A 20,082-nucleotide genomic window follows, 5' to 3' on the forward strand; every position below is an offset into this window, starting at 1 on the left:
CCCCTTGGTCAAGCGGTTAAGACACCGCCCTTTCACGGCGGTAACACGGGTTCGAATCCCGTAGGGGTCATAAGAAAAGCTGTTAGCAATTATGCTAACGGTTTTTTTTATGTGTATTTTTTGGAATCTTACTATATCCAAAGTTAAAAATTATTCTCAAAAAATTGTGATGTAGTGATTTAATTTTCCTCTGTTAGATTAAGTTCGGACAACTTTTCGTCTTTTTCCGCAAAAGCAGTCCGAAGTAGTCCCAAGTTCGTACCGCTTTCCGTCTTTTTCCGCAAAAGCAGTCCGAAGTAGTCCCAAGTTCGGACCACTTTCCGCCTTTTCCTGCAAAAGCAGTCCGAAGTAGCCCCAAGTTCGGACTACTTTCCGTCTTTTTCCGCAAAAGCAGTCCGAAGTAGTCCCAAGTTCGGACTACTTTCCGCCTTTTTCCGCAAAAGCAGTCTGAAGTAGCCCCATGTTCGGACTACTTTCCGTCTTTTCCAGCAAAAGCAGTCCGAAGTAGCTCCAAGTTCGGATCACTTTCCGCCTTTTTCCGCAAAAGCAGTCCGAAGTAGCTCCAAGTTCGGACCACTTTCCGCCTTTTTCCACGAAAGTAGTCCGAAGTAGGCCCAAGTTCGGACAAATTTCCGTCTATCCCTGCAAATCTGGTCCTACAGGTACGATTTATGACATCTCACACATTTTTTTTTGCGAACTGTTTTTAACCGAGTATGTAGCTAACTTTCGTTCCACATATTTCGGCGGAATTGGAAGAATTAGTACGTTAATTGTTGCTTTGCCGGTGTATTTTGTCGAATTTTCTGATATAATAAGTATTATTGTCGAAAAATTTTGAAAATGTTTACAAGGGATTCCTTCTGGTAACTAGAATAATATTGAAATAAGGAATTTTAATCGTTTTAAAAAAGGCAGGCGATAGCAATGGTGATTTATCCTACAGAGTTTGAATTGCATCTGTTTCATGAAGGCAACCTGTATCAAAGTTATAAATTGTTTGGTGCGCATGTCATGAAAAGAGGGCCGGAAACATATACTCGATTTTGTGTGTGGGCTCCGAATGCGTCTGAAGTGAGGCTTGTGGGTGATTTTAACCATTGGAATGGGGAGAACGATCAATTAAACAAAGTGAATCTGGAAGGTGTCTGGCAACTTGCCGTTGAGGGTGATCTGACTGGGGCTATATATAAATATGAGATTTTGACTGCGGACGGGGAGAAGAAGCTGAAAGCTGATCCGTTTGCTTTCTTCTCTGAAGTGAGGCCAAATACTGCTTCGGTCGTTTATTCGCTTGATGGATACCAATGGGGGGACCAGAAATGGCTGCAAAAGCGGGAGCGGCAGAGCACGCTTGAAATGCCTATGTTCATTTATGAGCTTCACGCAGGTTCCTGGAAAAAACAAACTGATGGATCGTATCTTACCTATCGTGAGCTTGCAGATGAGCTGATTCCTTATATTCTTTCACATGGATATACACATATTGAGCTATTGCCTTTAACTGAGCATCCGCTCGATATGTCGTGGGGCTATCAATCTACCGGTTATTTTTCTGTTACGAGCCGTTATGGTACTCCGCATGATTTTATGTATTTCGTGGATTTATGCCATCAAAATGGCATTGGAGTAATTCTTGATTGGATTCCCGGCCATTTTTGCAAGGATGCACATGGGCTGTACAAATTTGATGGAGGTTATACTTTTGAGTACGAGCGTGAAAATGACCGAGAGAATATGGTTTGGGGAACAGCTAATTTCGACCTCGGAAAAACGGAGGTACAAAGCTTCCTTATCTCAAGCGCACTTTTCTGGTTGGAGAAATACCATATTGACGGCTTTAGAGTGGATGCAGTGGCAAATATTATTTATTGGCCAAATTCCATTCAGACAGCAAACCAATTTGGAGTGGAGTTTTTAAAGAAACTGAATAAAGCGGTAAGGGATTTTGAGCCAGGTGCGTTGATGATTGCGGAGGATTCGACCGACTGGCCACAGGTGACAGCTCCAGTGGAATATGGCGGTCTTGGATTTACATACAAGTGGAATATGGGGTGGATGAACGACACATTAAAGTATATGGAGGAGGAAAGCCATAATAGGAAGTATATCCATGATAGGATTACCTTCTCCCTGCATTATGCTTTTTCGGAGAACTTTATTCTTCCCTTCTCCCATGATGAAGTCGTCCATGGAAAGAGATCCTTGCTGGATAAAATGCCGGGTGATTACTGGCAAAAGTTTGCGCAGCTCCGGCTGTTGCTTGGGTTCATGGTTGCCCATCCCGGCAAGAAGCTGACTTTTATGGGAACGGAATTTGGCCAGTTCGCGGAATGGAAGGACAAGGAGCAACTTGATTGGAATCTGTTTGAGTATGACCTGCATGAAAAAGTGAACGTGTATACAAAAGAATTGATCAAATTGTATAAGCGTTCGAAACCATTTTATGAAATCGACCAGAGCCATGATGGCTTTGAATGGATTGATGCGGATAACCGCGACCAATCTGTTTTTTCTTTTATAAGGAAAGGGCAGAATCCAGATGAGGTTCTGCTTGTCGTATGTAATTTTACAGAGAGAGTTTACACCGATTACAGAATTGGAGTGCCAAAGTCCGGTGAATATCGAGAAATTTTGAACAGTGATGCGGCAGCATTTGGAGGTTCGGGTGTGATCAATAAAAAGGTTCTCAAAGCTAAAGAAATAGCTTTCCATGGAAGGCCGTTTTCTATAGAGATGAGTATTTCTCCATTCGGTGTCTCCGTGTTACGCCCTGTTATCAAAAGAAAGGGGAGAACTATTCATGCAAAAGAAGAAGTGCGTGGCAATGCTGTTGGCAGGAGGAAGAGGAAGCCGTCTTCATTCACTGACGAAGAGCCTAGCTAAACCCGCCGTCCCTTTTGGCGGCAAGTACCGGATTATCGATTTCCCGTTAAGCAATTGCACGAACTCAGGAATCCATACAGTGGGTGTGTTGACACAATACCAGCCGCTTCTGCTCAACTCCTATATTGGGATTGGTAGTGCATGGGACCTTGACAGGAAGGATGGCGGAGTGACTGTGCTACCGCCTTATGCGGAAAGTTCCGAAGTTAAATGGTACTCTGGCACGGCAAGCGCTATTTTTCAGAATTTGAATTATCTCGATCAATATAATCCTGAATACGTTTTGATTCTTTCAGGTGACCATATTTATAAAATGAACTATGAATTAATGCTCCAACATCATGAGGAAAAAGGCGCGGATGTGACGATTTCTGTTATCGAAGTACCTTGGGATGAGACCAATCGGTTTGGAATCATGAATACAGATTCCGAGCTTAGAATAACGGAATTTGAAGAAAAACCTGACAACGCGAAAAATAATCTTGCTTCGATGGGGATTTATATATTTAACTGGAGTGTTTTAAGGGAATATCTGATAAGAGATGACCTGAATCCAGAATCAAGCCATGATTTTGGCAAAGATATTATTCCACTTTTACTAGAAAAGAAAATGAAATTATTTGCCTATCCATTCAAAGGATATTGGAAAGATGTTGGTACGATTCAGAGCTTGTGGGAAGCGAACATGGATTTATTGGATAAGGATTGTGATTTAAACTTGTTTGATCAGTCATGGCGAATCTATTCCGTGAACCCGAATCAGCCACCCCAATATATTTGCCCAGAAGGAACTGTTTCAGAATCGCTGGTCAATGAAGGCTGCAAAATAGAGGGGGCAGTTTCTAGGACAGTTGTGTTCCAAGGCGTGACGGTGAAAAAAGGGGCTGTTGTCAAGGAAACAGTTATTATGCCTGAAGCTGTCATTGGCCTTAATTGTGTGATTGAGAAGGCAATTGTGTCGCCAGGCGTGTATGTCCCGGATGGAACAATCATTAGGCCGGATGCGGATAGCAATGAAATTACATTAGTATCGGAAGAAACAATTGGTGAATTGCAATCCAATTGAGATGACTTCGGGAGGATATAGAAATGAACAAACGATTATTGGGAGTAATAGATGCGACAACCGTTCACGAAGATCTTGAGGATTTGTCTCTGCATCGATCGGTAGCAGCAATTCCCTTTGGCGGACGTTACAGGCTGATTGATTTTATTCTTTCCAATTTGGTGAATTCAGGAATCGAGAGCGTAGCAATTTTTCCAAAATACCAGTACCGGTCGCTGATGGATCATTTAGGTTCAGGAAGGAATTGGGATTTAAACCGAAAAAGGGATGGCTTGTTTTTTTTCCCTGCGTCAAATACAGGAAATCATTATACAGGAATTGGAACATTGGATCACTTTGCCGATAACATTGACTATTTTGAACGGAGTACACAGGACTATGCGATTATTGCGAATTCCTATACGGTTTTTAATATGGATTTCCAGCCGCTGCTTGACTGGCATATCCAGTCGGGATGCGATATTACTGAGGTTCAGAAAAACGGAAAATCACTCGGCATTTATCTTGTAGAAAAAGCTTTGCTAATGGATTTGATTAAGACAAGGAATGAAACCGGCTATTTCAATATGAGAGATGCTGCCAGGGATACGAGCAGTCAGTTCCAGCTTTGTTATTACGACTATAAAGGCTACGCAGTGATGGTCGATTCAATCGTAAATTATTTCAATGTAAGCATGGATTTGCTTAAACCTGAAGTTTGGAAGGAGTTATTCCCGAAAGATCGCCCTATTTTGACAAAGGTGAAGGATGAGCCTCCAACCCGCTACGAGGTCGATGCATCGGTAAAAAATTCAATGGTCGCCAATGGGGGGGTAATTGAGGGGACCGTTGAAAATAGCATCATTGGAAGAGGAGTGAAAATCGGGAAGGGTACAGTGGTTCGAAATTGTATTATCATGCAAAAAACGCAAATAAAGGAGAATTGTCTATTGGAATCAGTCATCGTGGATAAAGATGCTAGAATCGAGGCAGGAACGGTTATCACAGCGCCAGCCGATGCACCAGCCGTCATCCGAAAAGGGACGGTCCAGGGAGTGGGAAGCAAGTCGTGAAGGTGTTATTTGCAGTCTCAGAATGTGTTCCTTTCATCAAGTCAGGAGGTCTGGCAGATGTGGCGGGATCTCTTCCAAAAGAACTGAAAAAATTAGGAATAGATGTGAGGGTAATATTACCGAAATATGGATTGATCCCTGAAAAGTTCCGGACTGAGATGAAAAAAGGGAAAGAGTTTACTGTGCAGTTAGGCTGGCGCGCGCAATATTGCGGCATTGAAACGCTTGAACAGGATGGCGTCACATTTTACTTTGTGGACAATGAATATTACTTTAATCGGGATAGTCTTTATGGCCATTATGATGATGGGGAGCGATTTTCTTTTTTCAGCAAAGCTGTTCTTGAGTTCATCGACGAAAGTGAATTTTATCCAGATGTGATCCATTGCCATGACTGGCATACCGGTATGATCCCTTTCTTGCTGCGGACAGAGTACCATAAGCGTTCCGGGTATGGATCGATCCGCTCGGTGTTCACGATTCATAATCTTCAATTTCAAGGGATCTTCCCGCGGGAAGTGCTTGACGACTTGCTACAAATTGACAGCTCCTATTTCAATAAGGAACAGCTGGAGTTTTACGGGATGGCTAACTACATGAAAGCTGCATTGATCGCAGCGGATCGTATTACGACTGTCAGCCCTACTTACAAGGAGGAAATTCAGACCGAGTACTTTGGTGAAAAATTGGATGGACTGTTGAGAAAAAGACAGGAGAATCTAACGGGGATTTTGAATGGGATTGATCATGATGCTTATGACCCCGAAAGTGATCCAGGTCTGGCCGCCAATTTTGGAGCAGGGGTGCTTGAACGGAGAGTGATCAACAAGCTTCAGGTACAGACCAGTTTTGGCTTGCCGTTAAAGGAGGATACACCGGTCATGGCGATGATCACAAGGCTTACGAAGCAAAAGGGCCTTGAATTGGTCAAGGAAGTTTTCCATGAAATCATGGCAACGGGTTTGCAGTTAGTTGTTCTTGGCACCGGTGACCATGAGTTTGAGCAGTTCTTCAGGGACATGGCTGCACAGTATCCAGACCAGTGTGGGATCTATATTGGTTTTGATGAAAATTTAGCGCATCAGGTGTACGCAGGATCGGATTTATTTTTGATGCCATCAAAGTTCGAGCCTTGCGGTTTGAGTCAGATGATTGCGATGCGCTATGGATCGATTCCAATTGTCAGAGAGACGGGCGGGCTGAACGATACGGTCCAGCCGTATAATGAGGAGAACGGACAGGGCAATGGTTTTCCTTTTGCAAACTTTAATGCCCATGATATGCTTTTTACGATTGAAAGAGCCTTGTCGATTTATCAGCAGCGTGAAAAATGGCAACAGCTGATGGCTAAAGCGATGGAAACAGACTATAGCTGGGCTCAGTCAGCAAGACAATACAATGACTTGTATTCTGATCTCATCTCAAGGAGTGAAACGCATGTTTTCTAGTGTTCCCAAATTCAAAACCGCATTCTTGAAAAAACTCGAGATGATGTTTGGAACAAGCTTTGAAGAAAGTACGAGCCAGGAGCAATTTCAAACTCTTGGGCATATGATCAGGGAATATGTGAGTGCTGATTGGATTCAAACAAATGAACTATATCGTGCTGGAGCGAAAAAACAGGTGTATTACTTGTCGATCGAATTTCTGCTTGGACGGCTGTTAAGACATAATCTGCTTAATTTAGGTGTGGAAGAGGTCGTGTGCAAGGGGCTAAGGGAACTTGGGATTGAACTCGATCAATTGGAGGAAATCGAGGCAGACGCTGGTCTTGGCAATGGCGGTCTTGGCCGTCTTGCCGCCTGTTTCCTTGATTCGCTTGCATCGCTTGATTTGCCTGGACATGGCTTGGGAATTCGGTACAAGCATGGCTTGTTTGAGCAAAAAATCGTTGATGGCTATCAGGTGGAACTTCCGGAACAATGGCTCAGACACGGCCATGTTTGGGAGGTGCGCAAGACGGATGATGCAGTGGAGATTCCTTTTTGGGGAGAAATTGAGACGAGAATGGAAAATGGCCGACTCGTTTTCAGACACCTGAATGCCGAGCCGATAATGGCGATTCCATACGATCTCCCGGTCATCGGCTATCATACTCAGACGGTAAACACCCTTCGCCTCTGGAATGCCGAGCCGGCGAGATTTCCGGCTCATGCAGATATTTTTAAATATAAGAAAGAGACGGAATCGGTCTCGGAGTTTTTATATCCGGATGATACTCATGATGAAGGAAAAATCCTTCGGCTGAAGCAGCAATATTTCCTTGTTGCCGCTAGCCTGAAGGCGATTGTTAAATCGTTTAAAAAGAAGAATAAGAGCTTGCTAGCGTTCCAAGATTATGTGAGCATCCACATTAATGATACTCACCCCGCGATTGCAGTCCCTGAGTTAATGAGGATTCTCATGGATGATGAGGGGCTTGGCTGGGATGAAGCGTGGCGTATTACTGTACAAACGCTTTCTTATACGAACCATACAACGCTTGCTGAGGCATTGGAAAGGTGGCCATTGCGGATTTTTCAGCCATTGCTCCCGCGAATCTTCATGATTATTGAGGAGATCAACGAGCGTTTCTGTAAGGAGGTATGGAAGCAATATCCGGGAGATTGGGACAGGGTGGAAAGGATGGCAGTCATCGCTCATGGCGAGGTCAGAATGGCTCCGCTTGCAATTGTCGGCAGTCACAGCATTAATGGAGTGGCAAAACTGCATACGGAAATCTTGAAAAATCGGGAAATGAACTTGTTTTATCAATTTTATCCTGAGCGATTCAATAACAAGACGAACGGCATTACTCATCGCCGCTGGCTGCTGAAGGCAAACCCAGGGTTGTCAGGATTGATTACCGATGCAATTGGACCAGATTGGATTGGGGAACCGCATAAGCTGGCGGAGTTGATGCGCTACAACACTGATTCAGTCTTTTTGGGTAAATTGCATGAAATAAAGCAGAGGAATAAGGAACGGCTAGCAAAGACGATTTTGGACAAAACAGGGATAGAGATTGATACAGAGTCGATTTTTGATGTACAGGTAAAAAGGCTTCATGCTTATAAGCGGCAGCTGTTGAATGTGCTGCACATCATGCATTTGTATAATGAATTGAAAAAAGACCCGGATGCTCTGTTATCTCCGCGGACATTCATTTTTGGCGCTAAGGCTTCCCCTGGGTATTATTTTGCTAAAAAAGTAATAAAACTCATAAACAGTGTTGCGGATAAGGTGAACAAGGACCCGGCGACGAAAGATAAGCTGAAGGTCGTTTTTCTTGAAAATTATCGTGTCTCCCTGGCCGAAGAAATTTTTCCGGCTGCGGATATCAGTGAGCAGATTTCAACGGCGAGCAAGGAAGCTTCCGGAACAGGTAATATGAAATTCATGATGAACGGAGCTTTAACATTGGGAACGCTGGATGGGGCCAATGTAGAGATTACGGAGAGGGTTGGCAGGGAGAACATCTTCCTGTTCGGATTGAGTGCAGAGGAAGTGCTCGATTACCAAAATAACGGCGGCTATCATTCACTTGAGTACTATCACCACGACGCAAGGATCCGGGAAATCGTTGATCAGCTAGTGAATGGATTTTTCCCTGATACGGACAATCACTTCAATGAAGTATATGACACATTGCTCGGGCATAATGATCAATATTTTGTGCTGAAGGACTTTGCTTCCTATGCAGAGGCACATTTGGAAGTCAGCCGAAAGTATTTAGACCGGGGCAAATGGCTGCGGATGAGTTTAGTTAATATTGCTCAATCCGGATATTTCTCTAGCGACAGAACGGTCAGAGAATATGCAGATGACATCTGGAAAGTTCACTCTGCTTTGAAAGTATAGAAATCAGGCCAACCGGAGACGGTTTGGCCTGATTTGTCTTATTTCTTATTCTTTTTTCGTTCCTCTACATAACTATCTTCTTGTTTGTAAGGGATGTCGCCTAGTTCGGACTCCATTCCCGTTTCGTCGAGCTTTTCTTCATAATCCTTTTCGCTGTCGCTTTCGAATACTTTCCGGTCCTCGCCTTCGATATCTGTGGCGCTGAAGGTTTCATAGTCTTCAGTGAATCCACGCTCAGATTCATTATCAATGTAAAGCTTGCTGTAGTCTCCGTGGTCTCCTGTAAAGTCGGAAGGTGTTTCCGAGGTTCCAAATTCAGCTACATCATGGAAGCTATTCCTATTATCTGTCGTCTCCTCATTCTGCCTTCTGTCAAAATCCGCTTCGTGGCTGTATTCCAATACGTCTTCTTCGGCTGGACGTTCATTTGATATTTTCTGTTCCGGTGAGTGTTCGACGCAATATAACGTGTAGGGAATTGCTTCGAGTCGTTCGTATGGAATATCTTTCCCGCATTCGGCACATTTTCCGTATGTTCCAGCCTCAATCGCCTGCAGGGCGTTCTCCACTTTGGATATCTGGTCACCATGGTGTTCATCGATCGCCAAGCTTTTGCTGCGCTCAAACAGCTCTGTGCCGCTGTCGGCAGGATGGTTATCATAGGAAGAAAGTTCTTGTTGGCTGTCATTAAGATATCCTTCCTCTTCATTCTGATTTATTTGAGATTGAAGTGTTTCTTTTTCAGATAGAAGTGCTTGCTTCAAGTTATGGAGCTGGTCCTTTATTAGCACGATTACACATCCTTCTTCATTCGAGTTGTATGTATTTAATACCCACTCATCATTAAGGGAAACATAGAAAAAGCTTCGGTCCAAGGACAGAAGCTTTTCGAATAATTTACAACAAGCTGAGGAAAATGCCGACGGATAAAAGCAGACCAAAGATCGTGTTGGTCTTTGCCGTTGCAGCCATTGCTGGCATCATTTGCAAAGGATTGGAATTTCCAATAAACCCTTTAGTTGCTTTGATTGCTGACGGAATGCTAAGTGCGACAATCGCCAGCCATGGTGATACGACACCCGCAAAGATTAGGCCGATTACCCATATATAAGATAAAGCGAACATGCCCGCAAGCAAGCGGATGGCGCCAGTCCTTCCAAGCAGGATGGCGAGCGTTTTTCGGCCAAACTCTTTGTCGCCGTCAAGGTCGCGAATATTATTGGCAAGCAGGATTGCCCCAACTAGCAAAAAGCTCGGGAACGATACGAGTACACTGGTCGACGTAACGGTTCCAGTCTGAATATAGAACGAGATCAATATGATTAAAATACCCATAAAAAATCCAGACACAAGCTCGCCAAATGGAGTATAAGCAATTGGCAGCGGACCGCCTGTGTATAGATAACCGGCAGCCAGGGAGACAACTCCGACAGCTGCGACCCACCAGCTTGTGCTAATGGAGATATAGGCACCGAGTAATACGGAAATTCCATAAAGGCTGAATGCTAGATTCAAGACTGTTTTGGGCTGAATCCCATGGCGGACAATTGCGCCGCCAATTCCAACAGAATTCTCGTTATCTAGTCCGCGTTTAAAATCATAATATTCATTGAACATATTTGTTGCTGCTTGGATAAACAGGCTAGCGACGAGCATGGACAGAAACATACCCCAATGGATGCGGCCGCTGTTTTCTATCGCTAAAGCAGTGCCGAGAAGCACAGGAGCAAATGCGGCAGTCAAAGTATGAGGACGGGTTAATTGCCACCAGACTTTCCAGCTTGCTTTCTCCACTGTTGGCGAAGAATTATGCTGTAGCTGTGATTGCATATCTAATTCTCTCCCTTAGTATCAATCTATCAAACCTTACTATTTTATCTAAAAGAACGAAAATTGTCAAAAACACCATGCCCATATCAGCTAAATTCCCTTACAATTATAAGTGTAGATATTCACATATCCACTGTCAATTAGTATTTTCACGTATAAGCAGGGGATTTCCCCAGTTTTATGCAAAGCTTTTCCGCTAAAAAGCCTGCTATAATTGACATCATGAGGTATGAGGTGTATCTTAAAATAAGCTTTTAAACGTTTGATAACAGTGGAGAGGCTGTTATTGGGGGGATTTTTTTGGTTGCCATTCAGGAAACGGAACTAAAACAGGGAATTTTTAATGGAATAGCGCGTGCCAAGGGACGATCACAGTCGATTTTGGTGAGCGAGGTTCATAAAATAGAGCATCTCGATCCAGTTGATTTTTTTGCTGCAGGACGGGAAAAGTACTTAGGAGAACGTTTTTTCTGGAAGGATCCTGAGGGAAAACTAGTCCTTGCGGGATTGGGGATTTGCGGTCAAATTCAGTCGGATCAGGCAGCTGACCGCTTTTTTCATGTTGAAAAAGAGTGGAAGCGCTTCATGGATTCCGCACTAATCATTAATAAATACCAGCGCAATGGAATGGGCCCGACTTTGTTCGGAGGCTTCTCCTTTGACCCGCAGAAACAGGGAACTGCTTTATGGTCGAAGTTTCCTGAAGCATTGTTTCAAATTCCAAAATATATGCTGACTTTGAGCAATGGTGAGATGTTTCTAACGACAAACGTCATTTGTACCCATCATGATGATCTTACTTTATTTGAGAAGGTGTCTAGGGAACGCCAAGAAGTACTCTCGAAGGCAGCCATGAAACAGTCATTCGCTCAGCCAAAACTCAAGAAAATGGTGGAAATCGAGCCGGAAGCATGGAAGCAGGCGATCACACATGTCGTGAAAGATTTGAAACAAAGCGAACTGAAAAAGGTTGTCCTCGCCAGGGAACTACGACTGCATTTCGATGAAGAAGTTCAGGCAGAAAGGGTTCTGGTGAATCTTTTAGATCATCAGAACGACAGCTTTACATTTGTTTTAGAATCCAATAACGATTGTTTTATCGGTGCCTCACCCGAAAGGCTGGTCAAAAAAGAAGGGAAAAGCCTGTATTCAGCATGCCTTGCAGGTTCAATTGCAAGGGGGAATACGCCTGAAGAAGATGACAGGCTTGGCAGTGAACTTTTATCTGATCAGAAAAATTTGATGGAACACCAATATGTTGTGGAAATGATCAAAGAGGCGATGGAGGAAACCTGTAATGAGGTCCTTCTTCCAGAACAGCCTGTGTTAATGAAGATGAAATACATCCAGCATCTGTATACCCCAGTCATCGGTAAAAATCGGGCAGGCACATCGATTCTTCACCTTGTAAACAGGCTCCATCCGACTCCAGCTCTTGGAGGTTTGCCAAAACAGGCAGCTATCGAGAAAATTAGGGAAATGGAGCAGTTGGACAGAGGACTGTACGCCGCACCGGTTGGCTGGATGGACTATCAGGGAAACGGCGAATTTGCGGTAGCGATTAGGTCTGGACTGATTCAGGGGAAAGAGGCTTCCTTATTTGCCGGATGTGGAGTCGTGGCAGATTCAAATGCCGAAAGTGAATACAAAGAAACTAGCATCAAGTTCCGGCCGATGCTTACAGCGCTTGGAGGAAAGATAACATGAGTGACCAGCAAGATTTAACAGCGTATATTGCTGCATTTGTTGCAGAATTATCCATAACTGGAGTGAAGGATGTTGTTATCAGTCCTGGTTCGAGATCAACGCCAATGGCACTGGTGATCGCAGAGCATCCTGAGCTGAGAACCCATATTCTCGTTGATGAGCGTTCTGCGTCCTTTTTCGCCCTCGGAATTGCCAAGGCAACCCGAAAACCCGTCGCACTCCTTTGTACATCTGGAACGGCCGCGGCCAATTATTACCCTGCAGTCATAGAAGCACGTATTTCAAGGGTTCCGCTGATCGTTCTGACAGCTGATCGGCCGCATGAACTGCGCGATGTCGGAGCGCCGCAGGCAATCGACCAAATCCATTTGTATGGTAAGAATGTTAAATGGTTTGTAGAGATGTCGCTGCCTGACAAAACAGAGGAAATGATTCGCTATGCTCGTACTGTTTGTAGCAGAGCAGTTGCAACAGCATCTAGTTATCCGCAGGGACCAGTCCATTTGAACTTTCCGTTCAGGGAACCATTGATTCCGAAGTTGGATGAAAAATTGTTCGAACTGACTGATCGTACTGGCAGATATGTCGAAATCCAAACCGGACGTATCAGTTTATCAGATGCCATGTTTGCAAGGATTGCGGAAGAGCTTGCAGTCTATAAAAACGGGATGATCGTCTGCGGGCAAATTGACAGCGATGATTTTACTGAACGCGTATTGGCACTTGCAGACATCCTGAAATTCCCAATAATCGCCGACCCGCTATCACAGCTGCGCAGCGGTGAACATGACGGAAGGCATATTGTCGATACATATGATGCGTTTTTGCGTAACGAAGACGCAAAGGAAGCATTAAAACCCGATGTGATCATCCGCTTTGGTGCGATGCCTGTGTCAAAGGCGCTGACCACCTTTATCAAAGAGAACCGCCATGCCCGGCAGATTGTGATTGATAGTGGTGCCGGCTGGCGTGAACCTACTATGTCGGCTAACGATATGTATTATTGTGATGAAGCACTTTTTTGTGAGAAGATCAGCAGTTTGGTCGACTATGTTCCTGAAACTGCTTACTTGGATAAGTGGCTTGCGTTAAACGATACGGCAAGGCACCAGCTAATCGGAATTGCCGATACGGAGGAATTGAGTGAAGGCAAGCTGTTCCATCTGCTAAATGAAATGCTTCCTGAAGGTGCGACTCTATTCGTCGGCAACAGCATGCCGATCCGCGACCTCGATTCCTTTTTTCTGTTCAATAAAAAGAAAATTAGAGTCATGGCCAACAGAGGAGCCAATGGCATCGACGGAATTGTGTCTACTGCCATTGGGGTAGCGAGTGTATCGCAGCCATGTTACCTCGTGCTCGGGGATTTAACTTTCTATCATGACTTGAATGGGCTATTGGCGTCAAAATTATATGCTATCAATATTAACATTTTACTAATTAATAATAATGGCGGAGGAATCTTCTCCTTCCTGCCCCAGGCAAATGAACCAAAGCATTTCGAGATGCTTTTTGGCACTCCGCTCGATCTTGATTTCCGTCATGTAGTTGCAATGTACAAAGGAAAATACGACCTGATAAAAGACTGGACGCATTTTTCCAAGACATTTACCGAAAACCAGCACGTTGAAGGCTTGAAGGTAATGGAAATTCGCACAACAAGGGAGTCGAACATGACCGAACATCGAAATTTGTGGAAATCTGTTTCCCGGGAAATAAGCGCAATGGTAAAAGGTGATGAAACTTGAAAACGATGATTAATGGAATCCAGTATCATGTCGAGCGATACGGCAGCGGATTTCCGCTCGTATTGCTTCACGGTTTTACCGGAGCGGCTTCTACATGGAAGCCGTTTTGTCCGGTATGGGGACAGCATTCAGAATTGGTGTTGTTGGATCTCATTGGGCATGGAGAGACTGAATCGCCAGGCGATATGAAGCGATATGATATCAAGCAGGCAACAAATGACCTTAAGGTTCTTTTAGATCAGTTCGGTATTGAAAAAGTAGACTTGCTTGGCTACTCAATGGGCGGTCGGATAGCGATTGCTTTTGCTAGTCTGTATCCTGGAAGAGTAAGGAAACTCGTTCTTGAGAGCACGACACCTGGACTGAAAACGCCTGAAGAGCGTCAAGCACGAATCATACAGGACGAAAAATTGGCAGTCAAAATGGAAGAGGAAGGCATAGAAAAATTCATCGATTTTTGGCAATCGATCCCGCTTTTTCAATCACAACAGAATCTGCCGGAAAAAGTAAGGGAACAAATAAGAAGTCAAAGGCTGAAGAATGATCCAGTCGGGCTGGCAAACAGCCTGCGGGGTATGGGAACTGGTAAACAGCCGTCCTGGTGGGATGCGCTCGTGAACTTTGATTTCGACACCCTGCTGATTACAGGAGAGCTTGATGATAAATTTTGCGAAATAGCCGCCGACATGGCGGCAAAACTGCCGAAATCGACAAATTTGACGATAAATGGATGTGGACATGCAATTCATGTGGAAGAGCAACAAAAATTTGGTACAATAGTAAGTGAGTTTTTGTTGAATACATAATAGGGGGTATCAAAATGACAGTTGAGTGGGTGTCAGAACGCAATTACGAAGATATTCTGTATGAAACATATAATGGCATTGCAAGAATCACTATTAACCGTCCAGAAGTGCGCAATGCTTTCCGTCCTAAAACAGTTATGGAAATGATCGATGCATTTTCTTTTGCTCGTGATGATTCGAGTGTTGGCGTAATTGTCCTTACTGGGGCTGGAGACGATGCATTCTGCTCTGGCGGAGACCAGAAGGTGCGCGGACATGGTGGGTACGTTGGCGAAGACGAAATTCCCCGCTTGAATGTCCTGGACCTGCAGCGCCTGATTCGGGTTATCCCTAAACCAGTCATCGCACAGGTAAAAGGCTATGCAATCGGCGGCGGCCATGTGCTCCATGTCGTATGTGACCTGACTATTGCGGCGGATAATGCTATTTTCGGCCAGACAGGTCCTAAAGTAGGAAGCTTTGATGCAGGGTATGGTTCAGGCTACCTCGCAAGAATTGTAGGTCATAAAAAGGCTCGTGAAATCTGGTACCTTTGCCGTCAGTACAATGCACAGGAAGCTTTGGAGATGGGCCTAGTTAACACAGTTGTGCCTCTTGCTCAAATTGAAGAGGAAACGATCAAATGGTGTGAAGAAATGCTCGAAAAGAGCCCAACTGCACTTCGTTTCCTGAAGGCTGCAATGAACGCTGATACGGATGGGCTTGCCGGACTTCAGCAAATGGCAGGAGATGCAACCTTGCTTTACTACACAACAGATGAAGCGAAGGAAGGCCGCGATGCGTTCAAGGAAAAACGCAAGCCAAACTTTGGCCAGTTTCCTAGGTTCCCTTGATTATGAAGTTTGACACAGCTTGATGGCCTTCCATCAAGCTGTTTTAGTATAGAGAGAAAGGATGACAACCATGGCTGAAACGATGCCGAATTGGCTGAAAAAGCGGGCTGAGCTATCTCCGGACCGGGTAGCGCTAATCTTTGAAGAACATGCCTATACCTATCAACAAGTGTTTGAAAAGGCAAAATGGTACGCAGGAAAACTGGAAGCATTGGGTCTGAAAAAGGGTGGAACAGCTGCTGTGCTGTTTTCCAATCAAGCGGAAGCTGTCTTTATTTTATACGCTTTACAAATGGCAGGAATCAGGGTGGTTATTTTGAACCATCGCCTAACAGCAGAAGAGCTGGTTTGGCAGCTGGATGATAGCCAAGCGACGGTACTTGTGTACGAAACACGGTTCAATGGGAAGGTGTCAGAAGTTCCTGCAAATGCAAGAAAGATTAGCACCAAAGACTTGTTAGAAACAAACGGAATAACTCCCTTCATTCTTGACGAGTACGAGCTGAATGAAGTTACTTCTATCATGTACACATCGGGCACGACCGGCAATCCGAAAGGGGTCATGCAAACTTATGGAAATCATTGGTGGAGCACGAATGCTTCTGCGCTTAACCTAGGATTACATGTTCATGATAAATGGCTTTGTACTGTGCCGATTTTCCATATCAGCGGTTATTCGATTTTAATGAGAGGACAAATATATGGAATGCCGATTGTCTTACATTCTTCCTTTGATGAGAAAAAGGTACTCGAAGACATTGGGCGATACGACATAACGATTCTGTCGGTTGTCAGTACGATGTTAAGGCGGATCATCGACCGAATGGGCGAAAACAAATTGCCGGATTCCTTCCGCTGCATGCTGTTGGGTGGAGGGCCAGCTACATTGCCGTTACTTCAAGCCTGTTTGGAAAAAGAGATCCCTGTATTTCAAACGTATGGGATGACAGAAACCTCGTCACAAGTGGTAACATTGTCACCTGAATACAGCATGGAACGGCTGGGATCTGCTGGGAAGGCATTGTTCCCTAATCAAATTCAAATCGTCAACGATGCTGGCGAAATAGTCCCGCCTGGTGCAGAGGGAGAAATTATTGTAAAAGGTCCAAACGTGACGGCCGGGTACTTGAATCGCCCTGAAGAAACAGCTGATAAAATCCGCGATAGCTGGCTCTATACAGGCGATATAGGCTATATAGATGATCAAGGATTCCTGTATGTTCTGGACCGCCGTTCCGATTTGATTATTTCTGGCGGAGAAAATATTTATCCCGCTGAGATTGAAGGCGTCCTGCAGTCCCATCCCGGGGTTGCTGATGCCGGCGTGATTGGAATGTCTGATGAGCAATGGGGACAGATGCCTGTCGCTTTTATTGTGAAAAAAGAATCGGGCCTACGAGGGGAAGATTTGTTTGCGTTTTGTGAACGGAAATTAGCCAAATATAAGGTTCCGAAAAAGGTTTACTTTGTTGACCGCCTGCCGCGCAATGCTGCAAAGAAATTACTAAGACGCACTCTGCGTGAATGGCTGGAAGCGGAGCGTGACGAAAGTGAACATTAAATCCGTCCATTTAAAGGTGATTAACATGCAATTGAAGCAGCCCTTCATGACTCATTTAGAGTCGGTGACCGACAGGGAAGCGATCATTATAGAAGTGGGATCGTAATGGCATTATTGGATATGGGGAAGGGGTAGCATTTTCATCTCCATGGTATACGGAGGAAACGGTGCAAACCGCTTACCATATGCTGAAAGACTTTTTGATGATGATATTCTTGATCATGCCAAGCTTCAGTACCAACTCAAAACCCACATTTGCCTGGATGAAAGTATCGTTACTTTTGAAGACGCCAAGAATGCAATCGAACTTGCCAGCTGCGGCGTCATCAATATAAAAGTTGGCCGGGTCGGTGGGATTGGCGAAGCAAAAAAAATCCATGATTACTGCCACTCAAAAGGCATTCCTGTCTGGGCGGGGGCATGATGGAATTCGGCATTTCAAGAGCACATAATATTGCGCTTGCTTCACTTCCTGGATTTACAATCCCAGGCGATATCTCTGGATCAGACCGCTATTGAGAACAAGATATCATTCAGCCTGAGATTGAGGTGGAAAACGGAATGATCCAAGTGCCAGACAGGCCTGGCATCTGCTTTGAATTGAATAGACAACGAATCAAGGAAGTTACTGTTCTTGAAGAACGGTTTCAGCTTTAGAAATGGTGGAGAGAGCACTGCTTAGGCAGTGCTTTTATTTTTTTAATATCAGAGATTATATGTTTACCCTTTTTTTGCAATTGCAGGAAAATCGAGGCATGGAGCCAAATAATCTTAAACGAATCTTTTTTGTTGATAGACACGAAGGCGAAAAACGTCTCAAGGAGTTAGCGGCAAACGGCTTGCCTAAGCATTGGGCTAAGTGCTGGTGCTGGACAAATTTATTTTGACAGGTTTGAGGATGTAGAGCGAAAAGTTGTCAAGAAAGCCCTGTTATTTTGACAGGTTTGGAGGTGTAGAGCGGGAAGTTGTCAAGAAAGCCCCGTTATTTTGACAGGTTCTAAGTTCTTACCAAAAAAACCGATCCTGTGAGTATTTGGGGTGAAAATCGGTTATCAGCCAAACCCAAAAAAGAACCATGCGATTTTTGCCCGGTTTTTCTTATCTACTCGTCAACAATTTAGGTTAATTCCTGTGTTATCGTTCTAAAGAACTATTTTACTATAGTGTGATTTGCATCACTTAGTTTGCGGAAATAATTTATTATAATCACTATGGGAATAAGGTAAACTACAAAATATGGACATACATCATAAGGGAGTGTTTGACATGCTAGATCAAAAAACAATTGACATCATTAAATCGACAGTACCAGTCCTTGAAGAGCACGGAGAACAAATTACGACCGTTTTTTATAAAAGAATGTTTGAAAACCATCCAGAGTTACTGAACATTTTTAACCATGCAAACCAAAAGCAGGGCAGACAGCAAAGAGCACTTGCAGGTACTGTCTATGCTGCTGCAAAATACATCGATAACCTTGAAATGATTCTGCCGGTTGTGAACCAGATCGCTCATAAGCATCGCAGTCTAGGCATCCTGCCAGAGCATTACCCAATCGTTGGAAAGTATTTGCTGCTAGGAATAAAGGAAGTTCTTGGAGATGCGGCTACAGATGAAATTATCCATGCATGGACCGAAGCATATGACGTGATCGCAGACGCATTCATCTCTGTCGAGGCGGAAATGTACGATGAAGCTGCAAGTCAAAACGGCGGCTGGAAGGGATTCCGTCCATTTATTGTTGCGAACAAGGTTGAGGAAAGTGAAGTCATCACTTCTTTCTATTTGAAGCCGATTGACGGTAAGGCACTTGCTTCATTCAAACCAGGACAGTATATTAGCATCAAGTTAGAGATCGAAGGCGAAGAGTTTACCCATATTCGCCAGTACAGTTTGTCTGATGCACCGGGAAAAGACTATTATCGTATCAGCGTAAAAAAAGAAGCTGGCATCGAAACTCCGGATGGCAAAGTCTCGAATTACTTGCACAACAGTGTAGAGGAAGGCGAAGTTTTGCAAATTAGTGCACCAGCAGGCGACTTTTTCCTTGATACAGAAAGGGATACACCCGTTGTCTTGCTAAGCGGCGGTGTTGGCCTGACTCCAATGGTCAGCATGCTGAACACCGTAGCGGAGTTGAATCCAGAAAAAGAAGTTACCTTTATTCATGCAGCCCTGAACGGAAAAGTGCATGCCCTGAAGGAAGAAGTAGCAGCAACAGCAGCAAAAGCAAAGGTGAATTCTGTCGTATTCTACGACCAGCCAACCGAAGAAGACCGCCAGAGTAACAGCTTTGATGTGGAAGGATATATTACCAAAAAATGGCTCAAGGAAAATATTGATCTTGACCAAGCAGACTTCTATTTTTGCGGCCCGGTACCATTTATGAAAGCAGTCAATTCTTCCTTAAAAGCATTAGGTGTAACAGAAGACCGAATTCACTTTGAATTTTTTGGACCAATGGCAAGCCTAGAAGCATAAAACAAGAAGAGAGGCGGCCATTTGAGTCCGCCTCTTTTTTTGAAATTTACCTCGAGAATTGTCCAGCTCCAGCGTCTAGCCCCTTGAGACGTTTTGGACCGCCCGATGAAGTCAAAGATGTATTAGGATAAAAAAATGGAAACAGATTTACTTATTTCGATGATCCAAATGACAAAAATTATATTAATAAGAGAAGTAACTGTGAAATTGCTTCCAAGGTATCATTCCGCATGAAAGATGCCCTTATAGAGGTGGAAATGCTCGCATAAGGG

Annotated in this window: 14 protein-coding genes, 1 tRNA gene and 1 pseudogene; 14 read left to right on the forward strand and 2 right to left on the reverse strand. The window is 44.2% G+C overall.

The features are described from left to right. The 6 genes from UB32_RS16510 to UB32_RS16535 all read left to right on the forward strand — a co-directional run bounded on the left by UB32_RS16510 (position 1) and on the right by UB32_RS16535 (position 8,844). Positions 1 to 70: transfer RNA gene (locus tag UB32_RS16510), tRNA-Glu, on the forward strand. 857 nt (positions 71 to 927) lie between these two features. Then, positions 928 to 2,886, forward strand: a complete 1,959-nt coding sequence (gene glgB, locus UB32_RS16515; RefSeq protein ID WP_044395752.1) for a 1,4-alpha-glucan branching protein GlgB — start codon at positions 928 to 930, stop codon at positions 2,884 to 2,886. Then, on the forward strand, positions 2,804 to 3,952 hold the full coding sequence (locus UB32_RS16520; protein WP_044395754.1) for a glucose-1-phosphate adenylyltransferase: 1,149 nt from the start codon (positions 2,804 to 2,806) through the stop codon (positions 3,950 to 3,952). The genes glgB and UB32_RS16520 overlap by 83 nt, the downstream gene beginning before the upstream one ends. Positions 3,953 to 3,975: 23 nt before the next feature. Then, positions 3,976 to 5,004 carry a sugar phosphate nucleotidyltransferase gene (locus UB32_RS16525; protein WP_044395756.1) on the forward strand — a complete coding sequence of 343 codons (1,029 nt, stop codon included), beginning with the start codon at positions 3,976 to 3,978 and terminating at the stop codon, positions 5,002 to 5,004. Then, positions 5,001 to 6,452, forward strand: a complete 1,452-nt coding sequence (gene glgA, locus UB32_RS16530; RefSeq protein ID WP_044395758.1) for a glycogen synthase GlgA — start codon at positions 5,001 to 5,003, stop codon at positions 6,450 to 6,452. The genes UB32_RS16525 and glgA overlap by 4 nt, the downstream gene beginning before the upstream one ends. Continuing rightward, complete coding sequence (locus UB32_RS16535) at positions 6,442 to 8,844, forward strand: glycogen/starch/alpha-glucan phosphorylase (RefSeq protein ID WP_044395760.1); 2,403 nt, start codon at positions 6,442 to 6,444, stop codon at positions 8,842 to 8,844. The genes glgA and UB32_RS16535 overlap by 11 nt, the downstream gene beginning before the upstream one ends. A gap of 38 nt (positions 8,845 to 8,882) precedes the next feature. Here the strand turns inward: UB32_RS16535 and UB32_RS16540 are convergent, their stop codons facing one another. Together UB32_RS16540 and UB32_RS16545 are read right to left on the reverse strand one after the other, a co-directional pair. Further along, positions 8,883 to 9,635 (reverse strand): TraR/DksA C4-type zinc finger protein, encoded by a 753-nt coding sequence (locus UB32_RS16540; protein WP_044395762.1) that lies wholly within the window; start codon positions 9,633 to 9,635, stop codon positions 8,883 to 8,885. A gap of 106 nt (positions 9,636 to 9,741) precedes the next feature. After that, positions 9,742 to 10,674, reverse strand: a complete 933-nt coding sequence (locus UB32_RS16545) for a 1,4-dihydroxy-2-naphthoate polyprenyltransferase (RefSeq protein WP_044395764.1) — start codon at positions 10,672 to 10,674, stop codon at positions 9,742 to 9,744. 300 nt (positions 10,675 to 10,974) lie between these two features. Here UB32_RS16545 and UB32_RS16550 point away from each other — a divergent pair, with 300 nt between their 5' ends. The 8 genes and pseudogenes from UB32_RS16550 (at position 10,975) to hmpA (ending at position 19,810) form a co-directional block, all read left to right on the forward strand. Next, positions 10,975 to 12,381, forward strand: a complete 1,407-nt coding sequence (locus UB32_RS16550) for an isochorismate synthase (protein WP_044395766.1) — start codon at positions 10,975 to 10,977, stop codon at positions 12,379 to 12,381. Then, entirely contained in the window at positions 12,378 to 14,129 is a 1,752-nt protein-coding gene (menD, locus tag UB32_RS16555) for a 2-succinyl-5-enolpyruvyl-6-hydroxy-3-cyclohexene-1-carboxylic-acid synthase (RefSeq protein ID WP_044395768.1), read from the forward strand. The genes UB32_RS16550 and menD overlap by 4 nt, the downstream gene beginning before the upstream one ends. After that, positions 14,126 to 14,935: a 2-succinyl-6-hydroxy-2,4-cyclohexadiene-1-carboxylate synthase gene (gene menH, locus UB32_RS16560; RefSeq protein WP_128721576.1), complete on the forward strand. Its 810-nt coding sequence runs from the start codon at positions 14,126 to 14,128 to the stop codon at positions 14,933 to 14,935. Before menD ends, menH begins: the two co-directional genes overlap by 4 nt. Positions 14,936 to 14,949: 14 nt before the next feature. Then, positions 14,950 to 15,768, forward strand: coding sequence for a 1,4-dihydroxy-2-naphthoyl-CoA synthase (gene menB, locus UB32_RS16565; RefSeq protein WP_044395770.1), 819 nt, complete (start codon positions 14,950 to 14,952; stop codon positions 15,766 to 15,768). 70 nt (positions 15,769 to 15,838) lie between these two features. Continuing rightward, positions 15,839 to 17,329, forward strand: coding sequence for an o-succinylbenzoate--CoA ligase (locus UB32_RS16570; protein WP_044395772.1), 1,491 nt, complete (start codon positions 15,839 to 15,841; stop codon positions 17,327 to 17,329). After that, entirely contained in the window at positions 17,310 to 17,435 is a 126-nt protein-coding gene (locus tag UB32_RS20885; protein ID WP_431305981.1) for a hypothetical protein, read from the forward strand. The genes UB32_RS16570 and UB32_RS20885 overlap by 20 nt, the downstream gene beginning before the upstream one ends. Positions 17,436 to 17,534: 99 nt before the next feature. Then, positions 17,535 to 17,986, forward strand: a pseudogene (locus UB32_RS19635) (enolase C-terminal domain-like protein); the annotation flags it as partial. Between the two features lie 609 nt (positions 17,987 to 18,595). Continuing rightward, a complete protein-coding gene (hmpA, locus tag UB32_RS16585) occupies positions 18,596 to 19,810 on the forward strand; it encodes an NO-inducible flavohemoprotein (RefSeq protein WP_044395776.1) in 1,215 nt (404 codons plus the stop codon). Positions 19,811 to 20,082: the final 272 nt, after the last annotated feature.

The sequence above is a fragment of the Mesobacillus subterraneus genome (assembly GCF_000934845.1).
GTDB classification, from domain to species: domain Bacteria; phylum Bacillota; class Bacilli; order Bacillales; family Cytobacillaceae; genus Mesobacillus; species Mesobacillus stamsii.

Bases quoted from the DNA above. Each gene is read 5' to 3' on its own strand.
- UB32_RS16525 (WP_044395756.1), top strand. From the start codon at position 3,976: ATGAACAAACGATTATTGGGAGTAATAGATGCGACAACCGTTCACGAA.
- glgB (WP_044395752.1), top strand. From the start codon at position 928: ATGGTGATTTATCCTACAGAGTTTGAATTGCATCTGTTTCATGAAGGC.
- UB32_RS16520 (WP_044395754.1), top strand. From the start codon at position 2,804: ATGCAAAAGAAGAAGTGCGTGGCAATGCTGTTGGCAGGAGGAAGAGGA.
- menB (WP_044395770.1), top strand. From the start codon at position 14,950: ATGACAGTTGAGTGGGTGTCAGAACGCAATTACGAAGATATTCTGTAT.
- hmpA (WP_044395776.1), top strand. From the start codon at position 18,596: ATGCTAGATCAAAAAACAATTGACATCATTAAATCGACAGTACCAGTC.
- menD (WP_044395768.1), top strand. From the start codon at position 12,378: ATGAGTGACCAGCAAGATTTAACAGCGTATATTGCTGCATTTGTTGCA.
- UB32_RS16535 (WP_044395760.1), top strand. From the start codon at position 6,442: ATGTTTTCTAGTGTTCCCAAATTCAAAACCGCATTCTTGAAAAAACTC.
- UB32_RS16545 (WP_044395764.1), bottom strand. From the start codon at position 10,674: ATGCAATCACAGCTACAGCATAATTCTTCGCCAACAGTGGAGAAAGCA.
- UB32_RS16570 (WP_044395772.1), top strand. From the start codon at position 15,839: ATGGCTGAAACGATGCCGAATTGGCTGAAAAAGCGGGCTGAGCTATCT.